General features: G+C 63.8%; 13 protein-coding genes. 6 read left to right on the plus strand and 7 right to left on the minus strand.

The window, feature by feature from the left end; all coding sequences use genetic code 11:
* Positions 1 to 284, minus strand: a 284-nt coding sequence (locus BLR29_RS31175) for a transposase (protein ID WP_143018519.1), incomplete at its 3' end; no start/stop codon positions are given.
* Between the two features lie 217 nt (positions 285 to 501).
* Positions 502 to 1,449, minus strand: coding sequence for a LysR family transcriptional regulator (locus BLR29_RS31180; protein WP_092143807.1), 948 nt, complete (start codon positions 1,447 to 1,449; stop codon positions 502 to 504).
* Between the two features lie 197 nt (positions 1,450 to 1,646).
* On the opposite strand from BLR29_RS31180, the gene BLR29_RS31185 reads away from it, so the two are divergent.
* Genes BLR29_RS31185 through gstA form a run of 5 tightly spaced genes read left to right on the plus strand, consistent with a single transcriptional unit; the run spans position 1,647 to position 9,168 of the window.
* Positions 1,647 to 2,792 carry an efflux RND transporter periplasmic adaptor subunit gene (locus tag BLR29_RS31185; RefSeq protein WP_092143810.1) on the plus strand — a complete coding sequence of 382 codons (1,146 nt, stop codon included), beginning with the start codon at positions 1,647 to 1,649 and terminating at the stop codon, positions 2,790 to 2,792.
* Positions 2,789 to 5,983, plus strand: coding sequence for an efflux RND transporter permease subunit (locus BLR29_RS31190; protein WP_092143813.1), 3,195 nt, complete (start codon positions 2,789 to 2,791; stop codon positions 5,981 to 5,983). Before BLR29_RS31185 ends, BLR29_RS31190 begins: the two co-directional genes overlap by 4 nt.
* Positions 5,980 to 7,446: an efflux transporter outer membrane subunit gene (locus BLR29_RS31195; protein ID WP_092143816.1), complete on the plus strand. Its 1,467-nt coding sequence runs from the start codon at positions 5,980 to 5,982 to the stop codon at positions 7,444 to 7,446. Before BLR29_RS31190 ends, BLR29_RS31195 begins: the two co-directional genes overlap by 4 nt.
* A gap of 13 nt (positions 7,447 to 7,459) precedes the next feature.
* Entirely contained in the window at positions 7,460 to 8,524 is a 1,065-nt protein-coding gene (locus BLR29_RS31200; protein ID WP_092143819.1) for an oxidoreductase, read from the plus strand.
* Between the two features lie 29 nt (positions 8,525 to 8,553).
* A complete protein-coding gene (gstA, locus tag BLR29_RS31205) occupies positions 8,554 to 9,168 on the plus strand; it encodes a glutathione transferase GstA (RefSeq protein WP_255371541.1) in 615 nt (204 codons plus the stop codon).
* 486 nt (positions 9,169 to 9,654) lie between these two features.
* Here gstA and BLR29_RS31215 read toward each other — a convergent pair whose 3' ends face one another.
* From BLR29_RS31215 to BLR29_RS31235, 5 genes are all read right to left on the minus strand, one after another.
* Positions 9,655 to 10,638 carry a tripartite tricarboxylate transporter substrate binding protein gene (locus BLR29_RS31215; protein WP_092143823.1) on the minus strand — a complete coding sequence of 328 codons (984 nt, stop codon included), beginning with the start codon at positions 10,636 to 10,638 and terminating at the stop codon, positions 9,655 to 9,657.
* A 32-nt stretch (positions 10,639 to 10,670) separates the two neighbouring features.
* Positions 10,671 to 11,741, minus strand: a complete 1,071-nt coding sequence (locus tag BLR29_RS31220) for a cyclase family protein (RefSeq protein WP_092143826.1) — start codon at positions 11,739 to 11,741, stop codon at positions 10,671 to 10,673.
* A 10-nt stretch (positions 11,742 to 11,751) separates the two neighbouring features.
* Positions 11,752 to 12,684 (minus strand): NAD(P)-dependent oxidoreductase, encoded by a 933-nt coding sequence (locus BLR29_RS31225; RefSeq protein ID WP_092143829.1) that lies wholly within the window; start codon positions 12,682 to 12,684, stop codon positions 11,752 to 11,754.
* Positions 12,681 to 13,379 carry an RraA family protein gene (locus BLR29_RS31230; RefSeq protein ID WP_092143832.1) on the minus strand — a complete coding sequence of 233 codons (699 nt, stop codon included), beginning with the start codon at positions 13,377 to 13,379 and terminating at the stop codon, positions 12,681 to 12,683. Before BLR29_RS31230 ends, BLR29_RS31225 begins: the two co-directional genes overlap by 4 nt.
* Positions 13,380 to 13,494: 115 nt before the next feature.
* Complete coding sequence (locus tag BLR29_RS31235; RefSeq protein WP_369804743.1) at positions 13,495 to 14,412, minus strand: Bug family tripartite tricarboxylate transporter substrate binding protein; 918 nt, start codon at positions 14,410 to 14,412, stop codon at positions 13,495 to 13,497.
* A gap of 146 nt (positions 14,413 to 14,558) precedes the next feature.
* On the opposite strand from BLR29_RS31235, the gene BLR29_RS31240 reads away from it, so the two are divergent.
* Positions 14,559 to 15,320, plus strand: a complete 762-nt coding sequence (locus tag BLR29_RS31240) for an IclR family transcriptional regulator (RefSeq protein WP_092143838.1) — start codon at positions 14,559 to 14,561, stop codon at positions 15,318 to 15,320.
* Positions 15,321 to 15,539 lie beyond the last annotated feature (219 nt).

Here is a 15,539-nt window from a genome sequence, read left to right on the forward strand (position 1 = left end):
CACATCAATTCGATATTGCGCTGAGTCTCGCGCTCCAGGCGGCGGCTGGACTGGATATGGTTGAGGTAGCCATAGATATAAATCTTCAGCAAGACAGACGGGTGATATGCCGGCCGACCGGTGGATGCAGGAGCCGCGCCCTTAAAGCCGAGCTTATGCAGATCCAGCTCATCAACAAAGGCATCGATGACGCGCACAGGGTTGTCTTCGCCGATAAAGTCGTCGAGACATTCGGGCAACAGCGTAACTTGCTGTCGATCTTCGCCTTCGATGAATCGCTTCATAGACCGTCCCGCGCTGAGAAGTTTCTTCAGTCTAGGCGACGCACTAGCGTTTTCACACAACCTCGGCCAAAAGCCGACATTCAGAGGTCTAGCCGCCGACGACCGTTTCTGGTCTCAGAACGGCCTTGAACTGTCACTGGAGGCTCACTTTGAAGTGAAGTACCTAGATGCTTAGCGGGCAGCGGCCTGGCGTTTGACCGTTAAAGAAGGCTATCAATTATCGAACAGACCCTGTAAATGCTTTGACGGCGTCGATGCGCCAACCTGCCTCCGCTTCCTGCACGACGCCGCTCACCCAATCGACGAAAGCTCTGACCGTCGGCGACAGATGGCGGTTCTTGGGATACAGCACCGACAACGGGCACGCCGGTGCCGGCACCTCCGCCAGCACCCGACGGAGACGGCCGCTGATAAGTTCGGGCAGCACCATGTAGCTCCCCGCGCGAATCAGCCCCAGTCCCTGCACCGCGCACGCAACGTATGCGTCCGTGTCGTTAACGATCAGCCGTTCGCGCATTCTCACGAAGCGGTCCTCGCCCTCCACCACGAAGTGCCAATCCAGCGTGCGGGTAGTGCGGGTGGACAGGTACCCCACCGCCTGATGGTTATCCAGATCCTTGAGCGACTTCGGCACGCCATGTTGGGCAAGGTACTCGGGCGAGGCGCAGGTGACCCAGTCGAAGGCGCCGATACGCTTAGCCACCAGCGTTGGCGAATCCTCTGGTGTGCCCGCCCGGATCACGCAATCGATTCCCTCCTGCACTAGTTCGACCGTTCGATCGGACACGCTTAGCGTGAGCTCCACGTCTGGAAACCGGGCCTGAAAGTCCTTGATGGCCGGAAACACAACCAGCCGCGCGAGCGACAGCGTCATATCCACGCGCAAGCGCCCACGCGGACGGCCTGCACTGCCGGGAAAGCTCGCCTCGACCACTTCGATTTCCGCGAGCAAACGCCGGCAATGGTCGTAGTACAGCGTGCCGTCAGGCGTTAGGCTGATATGGCGTGTGGTGCGTTGCAGCAGTCGCACGCCGAGAAACGCCTCCAGCTCCTTCACCACGCGCGTCACGCGCGACGGCGGCAACGACAGGCTTTCCGCGGCTCGGCTGAAGCTGTGCATCTCCACCACGCGGGCAAAGATCTGCATCGACTGAAGACGGTCCAAACGTCGCTCCTCACTGGGTGATTTGTTGCCATCGGGGCAATTAGCCATGGGTCCGGCTTCCCTTCCAAGCCCACTGGTGCCTAGGGTAATGCAGACGATTATTCCATAATAGGCAAAAGAGTTAGCCAAGTTTATGTCTGGATGCGGCAGCGCCGCAAGACCAGACTGCGGGCATCGAAGCCCGTTAAGTCCGTCTCATGCACTCCCTCAACAAGCGTCAACTGGCCCTCGCCGCGACCGTCGTGATGGTGATCGGCACCGGTGGCACCCTCTGGCACCACGGTTCCGAAGTCCGCGCGGCCCCTGCCGTCACGCCCCCTACCGTCAAATTCAAACCTGCCCTGGAGCGCTCGCTCTCGGATACGCAGGATTACACCGGCCGGCTCGAGGCGGTGGACGTCGTCGACGTGCGGCCCAAGGTCCCCGGCACGCTGCTGGCGGTCCATTTCAAGGATGGCCAGCGCGTGCGTCAGGGCGATCCGCTGTTCACAATCGACCCGGCCCCGTACGAGACGCAGGTGCGTCAGGCACAGGGCAACGTGGCGATGGCGGAAGAGCGGCAGCGCCACGCCAGACTCGAACAGGCACGCGGCCAGCGCCTGATGGAGTCGAACGCAATCGCGCGCCGTGAATTCGATGCGCTCGACAACGCCGCGCGCGAGGCCGCGGCCGCACTGAAGGCGGCGCAGGCCACGCTCGCGTATGCGCAGTTGCAGTTGAGCTATACGAAGGTGCAGGCACCGATCGCCGGGCGCGTCTCGCGTGCCGAGATCACCGTGGGCAACGTGGTCGGTGCCGGGGGGGAGGCCGCCGTACTTACGCGGATAGTGTCCGATACCAAATTGTTCGCTTCGTTCAACGTTGACGAGCAAAGCTATCTGCGGCTGATTGCGCCGTCCCTGCGCGCGGGTGCCCGGCCGGCGGTGAAGGTCGGTCTGGCCAACGAGACCACGTTCCCCTACCCGGCCGTGATCGAGACGCTCGACAACCAGATGGATACGCGCTCCGGCACCGTGCGTGTGCGTGCACGCATCGACAACGTCGGCCCGGAGATGCTGCCAGGTCTGCAGGCGCGCGTGCGGTTGCAAGGCGGCCTGTCTTACAACGCGGTGGTAGTCGATGACGACGCGGTCAGCACCGATCAAGACCGCAAGTATGTGCTCGTCGTCAACGGCGAGAACAAGGTCGAGCGTCGCTTCGTGGAGCTGGGCACTACGCACGGCAAGGAGCGCGTACTGCGCAGCGGGGTGCCCGCGGGCGCGAAGGTCGTCGTCGATGGCGCGTTCCGTGCGCCGCCCGGTACCGTCGTGACCGCCGTCGCCGCCGACGGAGGCCGGTCGTGAATATATCGAAATTCTTTATCGACCGCCCGATCTTCGCGGGCGTGTTGTCGGCGCTGATCCTGCTCGCGGGAATCGTGTCGTCGCTGACGATGCCGGTGTCCGAGTATCCGCAGGTGATCCCGCCGTCGGTCGTGATCCATGCGCAGTACCCGGGCGCCAATGCCAAGACCATCGCCGAGACCGTGGCGGCGCCACTGGAGCAATCGGTCAACGGCGTCGAGAACATGCTGTACATGGACTCGAAGGCCAGCGGTGACGGTCATCTCTTCCTGACGGTCACGTTCAAGCTCGGCACCGATCCCGACAAGGCGCAGCAGATCGTGCAGACGCGCGTGTCGCAGGCAGTACCGCGACTGCCCGAGGACGTGCAGCGCCTTGGCGTGACGGCAGTCAAGAACCTGCCGATGATCACCATTGCGGTGCACATGGTGTCGCCGAAGGGCACGTACGACAACAATTACATCAGTAACTACGCGATTCTTCACGTGAAGGACCGTCTGGCGCGGATTCAGGGAGCCGGTGATGTATCGATCTGGGGGCCCGGCGGTTATGCCATGCGTGTGTGGCTGGACCCGTCCGCGCTGGCGGAACGCGGTCTAAGCGCGAACGATGTCGCGGCGGCCATTCGTCGTCAGAACATTCAGGCGGCGGTTGGCACCATCGGCGGCGCGCCTGCCTCGCCCGATACCGCGTTCCAGCTCAACGTCAACGCGGACGGCCGGCTGAAGACGCCCGAGGAGTTCAAGGGCATCGTCATCAAAGCCGATGGGCGCGGCGCGATCACGCGCCTCGGCGACGTGGCACGCGTCGAACTGGGCGCGGAAGACTACGGCATTCGCGCCACGCTCGATACCTCGCCTGCTGTTGCCGTGACCGTGCAGGAGGCTCCTGGGGCCAACTCGCTCCAGATCTCGCGCGACGTGCATCGCGTGATGGAGGAGCTGAAGAAGGACTTCCCGGAGGATGTCGACTATCGCATCGTCTACGAGCCGAGCCGCGCGGTGCAGTCCGGCATCGATGCGGTGATCAAGACGTTGCTGGAGTCGGTGGCGCTTGTCGTGCTGGTGGTGTTCCTGTTCCTGCAAACCTGGCGCGCGTCGATCATCCCGCTGCTGGCGGTACCAATCTCGATCGTCGGCACGTTTACATTCCTGCTGCTCGCTGGCTATTCGATCAATACGCTGTCCCTCTTCGGACTCGTGGTGGCGATCGGGATCGTGGTGGACGATGCGATCGTGGTGGTCGAGAACGTCGAGCGCAATATCGCGCGCGGGTTGTCGCCGCGCGAGGCGACCTATCAGGCAATGCGCGAGGTGAGCGGCCCGATTATCGCGATCGCGCTGACGCTGTCAGCCGTGTTCCTGCCGCTCGCGTTCCTGAGCGGCCTCACGGGCCAGTTCTATCAGCAGTTCGCCGTCACCATTGCGATCTCCACGCTGATCTCGGCGGTTAACTCGCTGACGTTGTCGCCCGCGCTTTCGGCCATGCTGCTGAAGGGACATGGCGCCGCGCCGGATGCTGTGACGCGTGTCACGCAGAAGCTGTTCGGCCGCTTCTTCACGCGCTTCAACCGTGGCTTCTATCGTGCATCGGAAGGCTACGGAACCGGCGTGGGCCGGCTGCTGCGGCACAAGGGCGCGCTGCTGGCCATCTATGTCGGGCTGGTGGGCGCCACGTGGTGGCTGACCGACCATGTCCCGGGTGGCTTCGTGCCCGCGCAAGACAAGGAATATCTCGTCAGTCTCGCGCAGTTGCCCGAGGGCGCCACGCTCGATCGCACCGAAGCCGCGATTACCCGAATGAACGAGATCGCGCTCAGTCATCCGGCCGTGATGGGTACGTCGAGCTATAGCGGCCTGTCGATCAACGGCGTGACCAAGAGCTCGAGTACCGCGCTGAGCTTCGTGTTGCTGAAGCCGTTCAAGGACCGCAAGGGCATCAGCGCAGATCAGGTGGCCGCGGACCTGTCGCGCGAATATGCGACGATCGGCAATGCCTTCACCGGTATCTTCCCGCCGCCGCCGGTGTACGGCCTCGGCACGCTCGGTGGCTTCAAGCTGCAGATCGAGGATCGTTCGGATCTGGGCTACGAAGCGCTCTACAACGCCACGCAGGCCTTTATCAAGAAAGCCGCGGAAGCGCCCGAACTCGGTCCGTTGTTCTCGACGTACACCGTCAACGTGCCGCAGCTCAAGGTGGATATCGACCGCGAGAAGGCGCAGCAACTGGGCGTCGATACGCCGGCGATCTTCAGCACGTTGCAGGCGTTTCTCGGCGCCTACTACGTCAACGACTTCAACTTCCTCGGGCGCGTGTATCAGGTTCGCATGCAGGCCGACGGCCAGTTCCGTTCGAAGCCGGACGATATCGGCCAGCTGCATGTGCGCAGCGAGTCTGGGCAGATGATTCCGATCGCGTCGGTGGCAAAGATCAGCCAGACCTACGGCCCCGATCAGGTGCTGCGCTACAACGGCTTTACCTCGGCCGATGTGGGCGGCAGTCCCGCGCCCGGTTACTCGTCGGATCAGGCGATGGCAGCGATTCAGCGCATCGCCGCGGAAACGCTGCCGCCGGGCATGACCTACGAATGGACCGATCTCACCTATCAGCAAATCATCGCGGGCAATAGCGCGGTATGGATTCTGCCGCTGTGCGTGCTGCTCGTGTTCTTCGTGCTCGCGGCGCAATACGAAAGCCTGTCGCTGCCGTTCGCGATCATCCTGATCATTCCGATGAGCATCTTCTCGGCGCTACTGGGGGTGTGGCTCACGCATGGCGATAACAACATCTTTACGCAGATCGGTCTCATCGTTCTGGTCGGGCTAGCGTCGAAGAACGCGATCCTGATCGTCGAATTCGCGCGTGAACTCGAAATGGCGGGGATGTCGACCGTCAAGGCCGTGATCGAGGCCAGCCGCCTGCGACTGCGTCCGATCCTGATGACGTCGCTGGCGTTCGTGATGGGTGTGATTCCGCTGGTGATGTCCACCGGCTCCGGCGCGGAGATGCGTCAGGCCATGGGGATCTCGGTGTCCTTCGGGATGATCGGCGTCACGCTGTTCGGACTGTTCCTGACGCCGGTGTTCTATGTGGTGGTGCGCGCGCTGAGCGGCGGCAAGCCGCTGCGCTCGGCCACGCATCACGAAGCGCCCACGCTCGTCCCCCACCATTCCACCGGGGAGCACGCATGAGCGTCCCACAAACGATGCGCGCCGTGGCACTCGCGGCGGCGGTTTTCACCCTGACGGCGTGCTCGCTGGCACCGGTGCGGCAGATGCCCGAGGTCGACGTGCCGGCCACCTACATGGAAGCGGATGGACTGAGCCCGAGCGAGGAGCCGGGCCGCTGGCAACCGGCGCAACCGGCGGACCAGCAGGCGCCCTCGCCATGGTGGGCCGTGTTTGGCGATGTCGAACTCACGCGACTCGAAGAGGCCGCGCTCGCGGCCAACCCTGACGTCGGCATCGCGATGGCGCGTATCCAGCAGGCCCGCGCGCTGGTCTCGCGCAGCGAGGCGGCGTGGTTCCCCGAGATCGATGCGGGCTTCGGCCCCACACGTCAGCGCACCTCGGGGGCCGCCGACGGGCGCGGCGATGGCGCGCCCGGCTCGACTCAGACGCTGTGGCGTGCGCAGATTCCGGTGGCCTACGAGGTCGATTTGTTCGGGCGCGTCGCGTCGTCGGTCAACGCCGCGCGCGCCGATGCCGCGCAGCAGCAGGTGCTCGCGCATCAGATGCTGCTGGTGGTGCAGGCCGACGTGGCGCGCGCGTATTTCGGGCTGCGGCAGCTGGAAGGCGAACGGCGCCTGCTGCGGGAGACCGTGCAGCTGCGCGAGGACGCCGTGGCGCTGCTCGTGCGCAAGCTCGAGGTCGGCGCGGTCGCGCGCCATGTGGTCGATCAGGCAAAGACCGAACTGCTGACAGCGCAGGCCGACCACATGGCCGTGGAACAGCAATACGCGTTGGCCGCGCATGCGCTGGCGATTCTGCTCGGCAAGGCGCCCGCATCGCTGCGGCTCGACGTCGAGCCGTTGCAGCCGATCTCGGTGCGACTGGCACCCGGGCTGCCCTCGACGCTGCTCGAACGCCGGCCCGACATCGCCGCCGCGGAGCGTGCCATGGCGGCCGAGAACGCGCGTATCGGCGTGGCCAAGGCCGCGTTCTTCCCCACGCTCTCGCTGACCGGCGCGCTGGGCTACGAGTCCAACGATCTCGGCAACCTGCTCAACTGGTCGCAACGCACGTTCCTGTTCGGGCCGCTGGTCGGCACCGCGCTGAACCTGCCGATCTTCGACGGCGGCCGGCGCAAGGCCGATCTCGCGCGGGCGCGCGGGCTGTATGAGGAACGCGTCGCGCAGTACCGCAAGACCGTGCTGCAGGCGTTTCGCGAGGTCGAGGACTCACTGGTGTCGATCCGCACCGTGGACGCACGCATCGTCTATCAGCGCGACGCCGAGGAAGCCTCGTCACGCGTCGCACGCTCGGCGAAGGCGCGCTTCGGCGAAGGCGATGTCGATTACTTGATCGTCGTCGATGCTGAACGCACGCTGCTGCGCACGCGCCAATTGCGCATCCAGTCGGAAGGCGACCGCGCACGCGCCACGGTGGACCTCGTGCGCGCGTTGGGCGGCGGCTGGGACCACCAAGTCAAATAATCGGAGACCCACGATGTCCGTTGCCGATCTGTTCCAACCCCTCACGCTGTTGCACGGCCCTGCCATGCGCAACCGCTTTATGCTCGCGCCGCTCACCAATCAGCAGAGCGAAATGGATGGCTCGACTTCCGAGTTCGATCTCGACTGGATCGCGCAGGTAGCGCGGAGCGAATACGCGCTGGTCCAGACAGCTGCCGCGACGGTGGAAGCCAGTGGCATCGCGTTTGCGCGACAGCTGGGCATTCATAGCGATGCGCAGCTGGACGGCCTGACGCGTATGGCGGCCGCGATCCGTGCCGGCGGTGGCCTGTCCGCGGTGCAACTGCATCATGCGGGCCATCGCGCGAATACGTTGCTCGGCGGCCGGCCTACGCCGGCGTCGGCATTGCGCATGGATCAGATCGAGCGCATTCGCGACAGCTTCATCGCCGCCGCGCGGCGCGCGCAGCGTGCCGGCTTCGATGGCGTGGCGCTCCATGGCGCGTTCGGATGGATCCTGTCCGAGTTCATGTCGCCCGAACTCAACGGTCGATCGGATCGTTATGGCGGCAGCGTCGAGAATCGCGCGCGCCTGACCATCGAGGTGATCGAAGGCATTCGCGCGGCATGCGGCCCGAATTTCCAGATCGGCTGGCGGCTGTCGGTCGAGCGGTATGGGCTGCGACTGGAAGAGCTGCGCGAGATCACCGCGCACATCCTCGATCGCGAGCTGATCGATTACCTCGATCTCGCACTCTGGGACTCGGCGCAAATCGTTGAGGAAGGCACGTTCCGGGGCCAGCGCATGCTGAGTGTCTTCGCCGACCTGCCCCGCAAACGCGTGCGCCTCGGCGTCGCCGGGAAAATCATGAGCGCGCAGCGCGCCGCGCAACTGCTCGACGAAGGCTGCGACTTCGTACTGATCGGGCGCGCCGGCATCCTGCAACGCGACTTCCCGCTACAGGTGAAGGCCAACCCGTACTACGACAGCCCGCGGCTTCCGGTCACCGCGCAATACCTGCGCGCGGGTGGGTTGAGCGAACGCTTTATAGCCCACATGCGCCGATGGCCGCATTTCGTCGCCCCCGACAGCGTTTAACTCCCATTCCACTCAAAGGAAATCTCTCAATGATGAAGCTATATTTTTCCCCCGGCTCCTGCGGACTCTCGCCTCAAATCGCACTGCGCGAGGCGAGACAGGAATTCGAACTGGTGAAGGTCGACTTCGATACCAAGACCAGCAGCGAAGGTAACTACTTCGACGTCGCGCCCAAGGGAATGATCCCGGCGCTGAGACTCGACAACGGCGAGGTGATCACGGAAGGCGCGGTCATCCTGCAATGGATCGCGGATCAGTTCCCGGAAAGCAACCTGCTGCCACCAGTTGGCACGAAGGCGCGCTACAAAGCGCTCGAGTGGATCAACTTCGTGGCTACGGATATGCACAAGGGCATGGCCGTGATGTTCTCCCCGCTCATCGATGCGGAGTCGAAGAAGCAGTTCGCCCAGGGCAATCTCGCGCCCCGCTTTGCCTATATCGAAGCGCATCTCGCTAACAACGATTATCTGCTCGGCGACCAGTTCTGCGCGGCCGATGGCTACCTCTTCAACGTCCTGAGCTGGCCGTCACGCGTCGGTATCGACATGAGTCAATACCCAGCCATCCGCGGATTTCTGGCGCGCATGCGCGAGCGCCCAAGCGTGCGGGCCGCCCGGAAGGCCGAGGGCCTTCCAAGCGCGTGACGCGCGGGTCGTGGGAACTCTTCGCTATGTGTTGCGGCGGTGCTCGGCGCACGTGGATCGTCGGCGGCGGTCCACGACGCCCTAAGACTGTCCTCCAGTCCGCGCGACTTTGGCTCAGTTCGGCCAGTTCCGGCCATTGGAATGGGGCCCGCGACCGACTGAAAAAGGTCCGCAAGCCGCCTCGGATCGAGATTTCTGGGTTAAGGCATTACATAGGCGAGGAGCTCAGACGATCCAACCAGCTACGCAGCTCGGCAGGGCGAAAGTCCGGGAGCTCGCCACACAGGGCCAGTGCGATATCGTATGGAGGCACACCAAGAATGTCGGCGGCGTCCTGTAACACGATGCCGCCTGATCGGATGTGCCAGGCAACTTCCTTCACAATCTCCGCCTTGATTGCCCTTCGGATAGATCCATGAAATCAAGCTGCGCATAAGTGCTGCTCGTATTGCCGATAGACATCATGGGCCTCGGTGCTGAGTATCGTTATTCGGCCCGGATGCTGCCTTGCTTGATAACCTTGGCCCATTTCGCGGTCTCGCCCTCGACGAACTTGCGGAAGTCCTCGGGCCGCGAGCCGGCCGGTTCGGCGCCGATGGCGGCGAGCCGCTTAGAAACCTCTGGAGAGTTGAGCACTTCGCGCGTCAGCGCGCTGAGCCGATCGACAATCGCCTGTGGCGTACCGGCCGGGGCAAAGAGCCCGTTCCATTCGTAGACCTGATAGCCCGGCAAGCCGGATTCGGCAATCGTGGGCGTGTCTGGCAACGCGGCAGACCGCTTCGTTCCCGTCGTGGCCAGCACCTTGAGCTTCTTGCCCGCGACTAACGGGTATGACGCCGCCATATTGCTGAACATCATGTCGACCTGGCCACCCATCAGGTCGCTTAGCGCCGGCGCGCCGCCCTTATAGGGAACGTGCAGCAGATTCAGTCCCGACTGCTGCCGGAACAACTCCGCCGCCAGGTGCTGTGCCGTGCCCGGTCCCGCTGAAGCATAGGTCAGCTTGCCCGGCTTCGCCTTAGCGGCAGTAACAATGTCCTTCGGTGACTCGAATGGAGAATTGGGCGGCACCACTAGCAGGTTCGGCACCAGCACCACCAGCGAGATGGGGGCGAAGTCCTTAGCGGTGTCATATGGCAAGCGCGCCTGCAAGCTTGGATTGACCGAATGCGCGGTGGCGTCGAGCAGCAGCGTGTAACCATCGGGCGCGGCCTTTGCCACCGCGCCCGCGCCAATCACGCCGCTTGCACCGGGACGGTTGTCGACCACGATGGTCTGGCCCAGCTTGGCGCCAAGCGGCGCGGCAAGAGTGCGCGCAACCGTGTCGGCGGCACCGCCCGCGGGATAGGGCACAACCAGCCGGATGGGCCGGTCCGGATAGGCTGCGGGTGCGGCGTGCGAGGCGTTCGGCGAAATGCCGAGGCCAAGCAATGCGAGCGAAAGCAGCCGGGCAGTGATGGGCTTGAACATGTCTCTACTCCAGATTCTTATGTGATGAAAAATCAAACGGTAGCGATGGGAGTTGCCGGGGATCCGACCGCGCCGGGCAAGCGCAGCGGCGGTGCGGTCAACAGGAAGCGGCTGCGCTGATGTGCCCGCAGCCACCGCGCCAACGGCGTCAGGTGCCACAGTTCGCCCAGATGAATGCCGTTCTTGAACAGACAATGCTCGTGCAGCGGCAGCCGGGGGCCACGGATCGGCGATGGCGTCAGCGGCTTCGGCACGACAAGCTCTACGGCCGGGTTGTCTGCCAGCAGGCAGGCGAGCCGCACGTCGGTGATCCAGTTGAGCAGCTTCTTGTCGTGGCCGTCCAGCCCGGTCCCGGTTTCATGCAGCACGCGCAGGTCTGGCATCTTGTTCATCGACAGCAGCGTGTCCGCAAAGCCGGTATGCAGGCACACCATGTCGCCTGGTTCGACCGCTATCTTGTCGGCATCGAGTATGCGCATCAGCGCGTCATAACCGACGGCGTTGCGCTTGCGGCCGATGTGGTGCTCAAGGTCGATCATGACGCCGCGCCCTTGCGCCCCATGCTCGGCCAGCACCGCAATGCTCAGCGCGCGGGCTTCGGGATTCTCGTAGCGCGCCCACGGTTCAGTGGCCTGCATCTCAGTGCCCGCGATGACATCCTCGCCGCCTCGGTAGCCGTTATAGAACACCGGCTCTTCCTTGCCATCGCCATCCGCGTCGAAATGGCTGCCGACATGCGCAAGGCTGTCCCATTGCGTCGAGTACTGCAGGCTCATCAACACCACGTCGTCGTTGACGACATCGGTCAGGTCGGGGTCTTCTGACTGATAAGACCAGCAGAAGCCTTGCTGCCCGGCGCTCTTGCCGTCGCGCAGCACGGCAAAGCGGCGCGGGGGCTGGCGGCGGACGTTCATCGTTTGCCCGCCCGGATAGTCAAGCGGCAGCGACAGGCAGAACGTGAGGCCCTCGCGCACTTCCGCCACACCCTGCAGCACCTTGGCGCGATCGACCAGGTTCATCCGGCCGCGTTGATCATCCGGGCCGAATTCCCCCCAATGACTGCCTTCCGGCTGTCGCTTCCAGCGAAGTTGAGTTGACGCCATGCCCCGCTCCTTAGTGTTGCCCGCCGAGCACCGCCAGCGCGTTCGTCGCGGCCGCTACGCCCATGTTGACGTAGGCGTCGCTGGTCACGCCGCCGATATGGGGGCTCAGCACGAACTTCTGATGACGGAAGAACGGATGGTCCGGAGCAGGAGGCTCCTGTGCCAGCGAATCCAGGCCGGCTGCCGCAACCTTGCCGCTCTCCACCGCCGCAAGCAGTGCCGCCTCGTCGATCAGGCCGCCACGCGCGGTATTGACCACGATGACACCGTCCTTGCAAGCCGACAATGCCTCTGCACCCAGCAAGCCCTTGTTGTCGGCGGTAAGCGAGCAATGGAACGACACGACATCGGACTCGCGCCAGATCGTATCCAGGCCGACCGCACGGATATCGCCGGGTACCTCTGTAGCGAAGGGGTCGTAACCCAGCACGTTCATATCCATGGCGGTTGCCATGCGGGCAAAGCGGCGGCCGATCGCACCCAGGCCGATGAGGCCCAGCGTACGCCCCTTCAATTCAAGGCTCTGGTGCGTCGCCTTGTCCCAATGCCCCGTGCGCGTGCGCTGGTCCAGGTGCACCACGGATTTCGCACAGGCAAGCAACAGCGCCATGGCTTGCTCCGCCACGGCCGCAGCATTGGCGCCGGCGGCCGCCATCACCTTCACGCCACGCGCCTGCGCGGCTTGCTGGTCGATGTTGTCGATGCCGCTGCCGTGCTTGGACAACACGCGGATGGACGGCGCCGCGTCGAGCGCCATGGCACCCACCTTGCTGGTGCGCACGATGATCGCCACAGGCGCATGGCGGCGACACAGGTCGGCCGTTTCCTCTTCGCTGGCGGCCTTGCCGGCATAGATCAGTTCGTAATCGGATAGCAAGGCGACGGCTTGCGGGGCGAGATTTGCCGCAGTCACCACAATGACAGGCTTGCTGGCGGCGCTCACAGTGCCTCTCCCGCCTTCAGCACGCCCGCAGCGCGCAGCGCGTCATCCAGCCAGGCCGGACGCAAGGCCTTGCCCGATTTGATTCCGTCGATGCGCTTGCGCTCGCCGGCTACTTTCTCGGCCGCGGCGGCGATCAGCGAAGCCGCCTTATCGCGTTCGATGACCACGACCCCGTCGGCGTCCCCTATCACCAGGTCGCCCGGGCATACGCTGACGCCACCGCATTGGATCGGGTGGTTGACCCGGCCCGGCACGAACTTGGTCGGGCCATTGGGGTTGGTGCCAACGGAATACATCGGGAAGCCCGCCTCCCGGATTTCATCGGCGTCCCGCGACGCGGCATCGAGCACGACGGCGGTCACGCCCAGCGCGATGCACTGCTGGACCATGATGATTCCCATCAGCGCGCTGTTCTGGTCGCCTTTGCCATCGACCACGATGACGTCGCCCGGGCGGGCCAGCGCCATGGCCGCATGGATCATCAGGTTGTCACCCGGTCGCACTTCCACCGTCAGCGCGGTGCCACAGAAGCGGCTGGTGGGGCTGAGCGGCGCAATGCGGCCGTGCATGCCGCCGCGGCGTCCGGCCACGTCAGCAAAAATGGATGAAGCGAACTCCGAAGCCTGCCGGACGATCTCGGCGGGTACTCGTTCAAAATCACGGATGACATCAGGGAGGGTCGGTTGCGCGGACATGGTTGCTCCTGGAAAAGTGCGAATGCATCCCACCCCCGCCTGGTTCCCACAGCGGGAGGTTCTGCAGTGATGCGAAGTGGTTGGGAAGTGCTTGGTGACGGAAGCGCGTCGGCGTTCAGTCGATGGTGGCGCCGGAGTCCTTGACCACCACTCGCCAGCGGGCCAGGTCTTTCTGCATCAACGATGCGAATTCCGTGCTGCTGCCGCCGAGGACACGACCGCCTTCGGCTTCGATCTTGGTTTTGACGTCAGGCGTCTTCAGGGCGCGGTTCAGTTCGGCATTGAGCTTTTCAAGGATCGGCGCAGGCGTGCCGGCGGGCGCGAGCAGGCCGAACCAGGTATCGGCTTCAAACTGCTTCACACCGGCTTCCGTGACCGTAGGCGTCGAGGGAAGCTGCGGAGAGCGCTTGGTCGAAGTCACCGCCAGGCCGCGCAGCTTGCCGTTCTTGATCTGCCCCATGACGGTCGGCACGGAACCAATATAGATGGCAACCTGCCCGCTCAGCACGTCAGTCAGCGCCTGCGACGCGCCCTTGTAAGGGATATGCTGCAGCTTCACGCCGGCCTGCTTTTGCAACAGTTCCATGGCGAGATGAGCCACGGTGCCGTTGCCTGGCGTGCCAAAGGTGACGGTGCCCGGCTTTGCCCTGGCTGCTGCCAGCACTTCGCCGAGGTTGCGGTATGGGGAGTTGCCCGCCACCACGAGCGCCAGTGGCGCGGAGGCGATCAGCCCGATCGGAACCAGGTCCTTGCCCGGGTCGTACGGGAGCTTCTTGTACAGCGAGGGATTGATGGCCAGGTTACTGGTCTGGCCGAACACCAGCGTATATCCGTCTGGCGCCGCCTTCGCAGCGGCTTCAATGCCCAGATTGCCCCCGGCGCCGGGCTTGTTATCGATGACTACCGTCCACTTAAGGTCGCGGCTCATCTGATTGCCGATGGCGCGCGAGAAAGCATCCGGCGCTCCGCCCGGCGGGAACGGCACAATCAGGCGAATAGGCTTGGTGGGATAGGTCTCGGCCACTGCGGACAGCGGCAATAGGCCGAAAATGGCGCAGGCGGCCAGAAGGCGGGTAGTCCGTTTCAAGGTTGTCTCCGTGTTTAGCCTTGTTCTATGCGCTAACTATAGGGAGTCGTTGCGAGGTGTACAATCGCGTTGTCTAGTACGGAACGCATGCCATGAAACGGAACACGTCGCTCGGTTTGGAAGACGCCAAAGAAAGTGGTGATAAAGACACAATCATCGCAGTGACGCGGGCATTGCTGATCCTGGAAGCGTTTTCGGCGGACGACACCGCGCTCACGCTCGCTGAACTCAGTCGGCGCGTCGGCATGGGCAAATCAACTGTCTTGCGCACCGCGAGGACGCTCGCTCAATCCGAATATCTGGTGCAAAGGGACGATGGCCAATGGCGACTCGGCGCTGCGGCGGGATGGCTCGGCGCACGCTATCAGGCCGCATTTCGCGTTAGCGAAACGGTCGAACCCGTGTTGCGACGCATCTCGTACGAGACTCGAGAGAGTGCCGCGTTTTACGTCAGGGAGGGCGACACGCGGGCCTGCCTGGTGCGTGTGGAAGGGCCCGGCGCGGTGCGACACCACGTGCGCGTAGGTGAAAGGCTGCCGTTGATTGGCGCCCCCGGCCGTGTTTTGCGGGCCTTTGCCGGTGAAATGGGCGAGCCGTACGAAACGATCCGCAAAGACGGCTATTTCATCTCTATGGGGGAACGCGAGCCCGAAGTTTCCAGCATTGCAGTTCCCGTGTTTGGCATCAACTGGACGCTAGCAGGCTCGCTTTGCATCTCTGGCCCGATCAGCCGCCTGACCCGCGACAAGCTGAGCGAATACGCCGAACTGATGCTGGCTGCGGGCCGCGAAATGTCATATCTGATCTCCGGCTCCCGCGGGCAGACCGCGAAGCCATCCGCTTGGCATCCTTGAGACAATTGTTCGGGAAAACTTCATTGATTTGCACAGTCGAGTGGGAATCGTCTTCATTGAAACCCATGTCGGCCATCGGCTGCAAAGCTGCCACTGGAACTACCCGCCTCAGTGGCAGAGACGGGTTGCAGATTCAACCGGTCGATGCAACAGCTTGTTGGAATCGTTCAGCCGGTGTATCGAAGTTTAGTGTCTTGCGCGGACGTTCGTTGAGCCGCC

Origin of the sequence: Cupriavidus sp. YR651, from assembly GCF_900101625.1 — a bacterium.
Lineage (GTDB): Bacteria > Pseudomonadota > Gammaproteobacteria > Burkholderiales > Burkholderiaceae > Cupriavidus.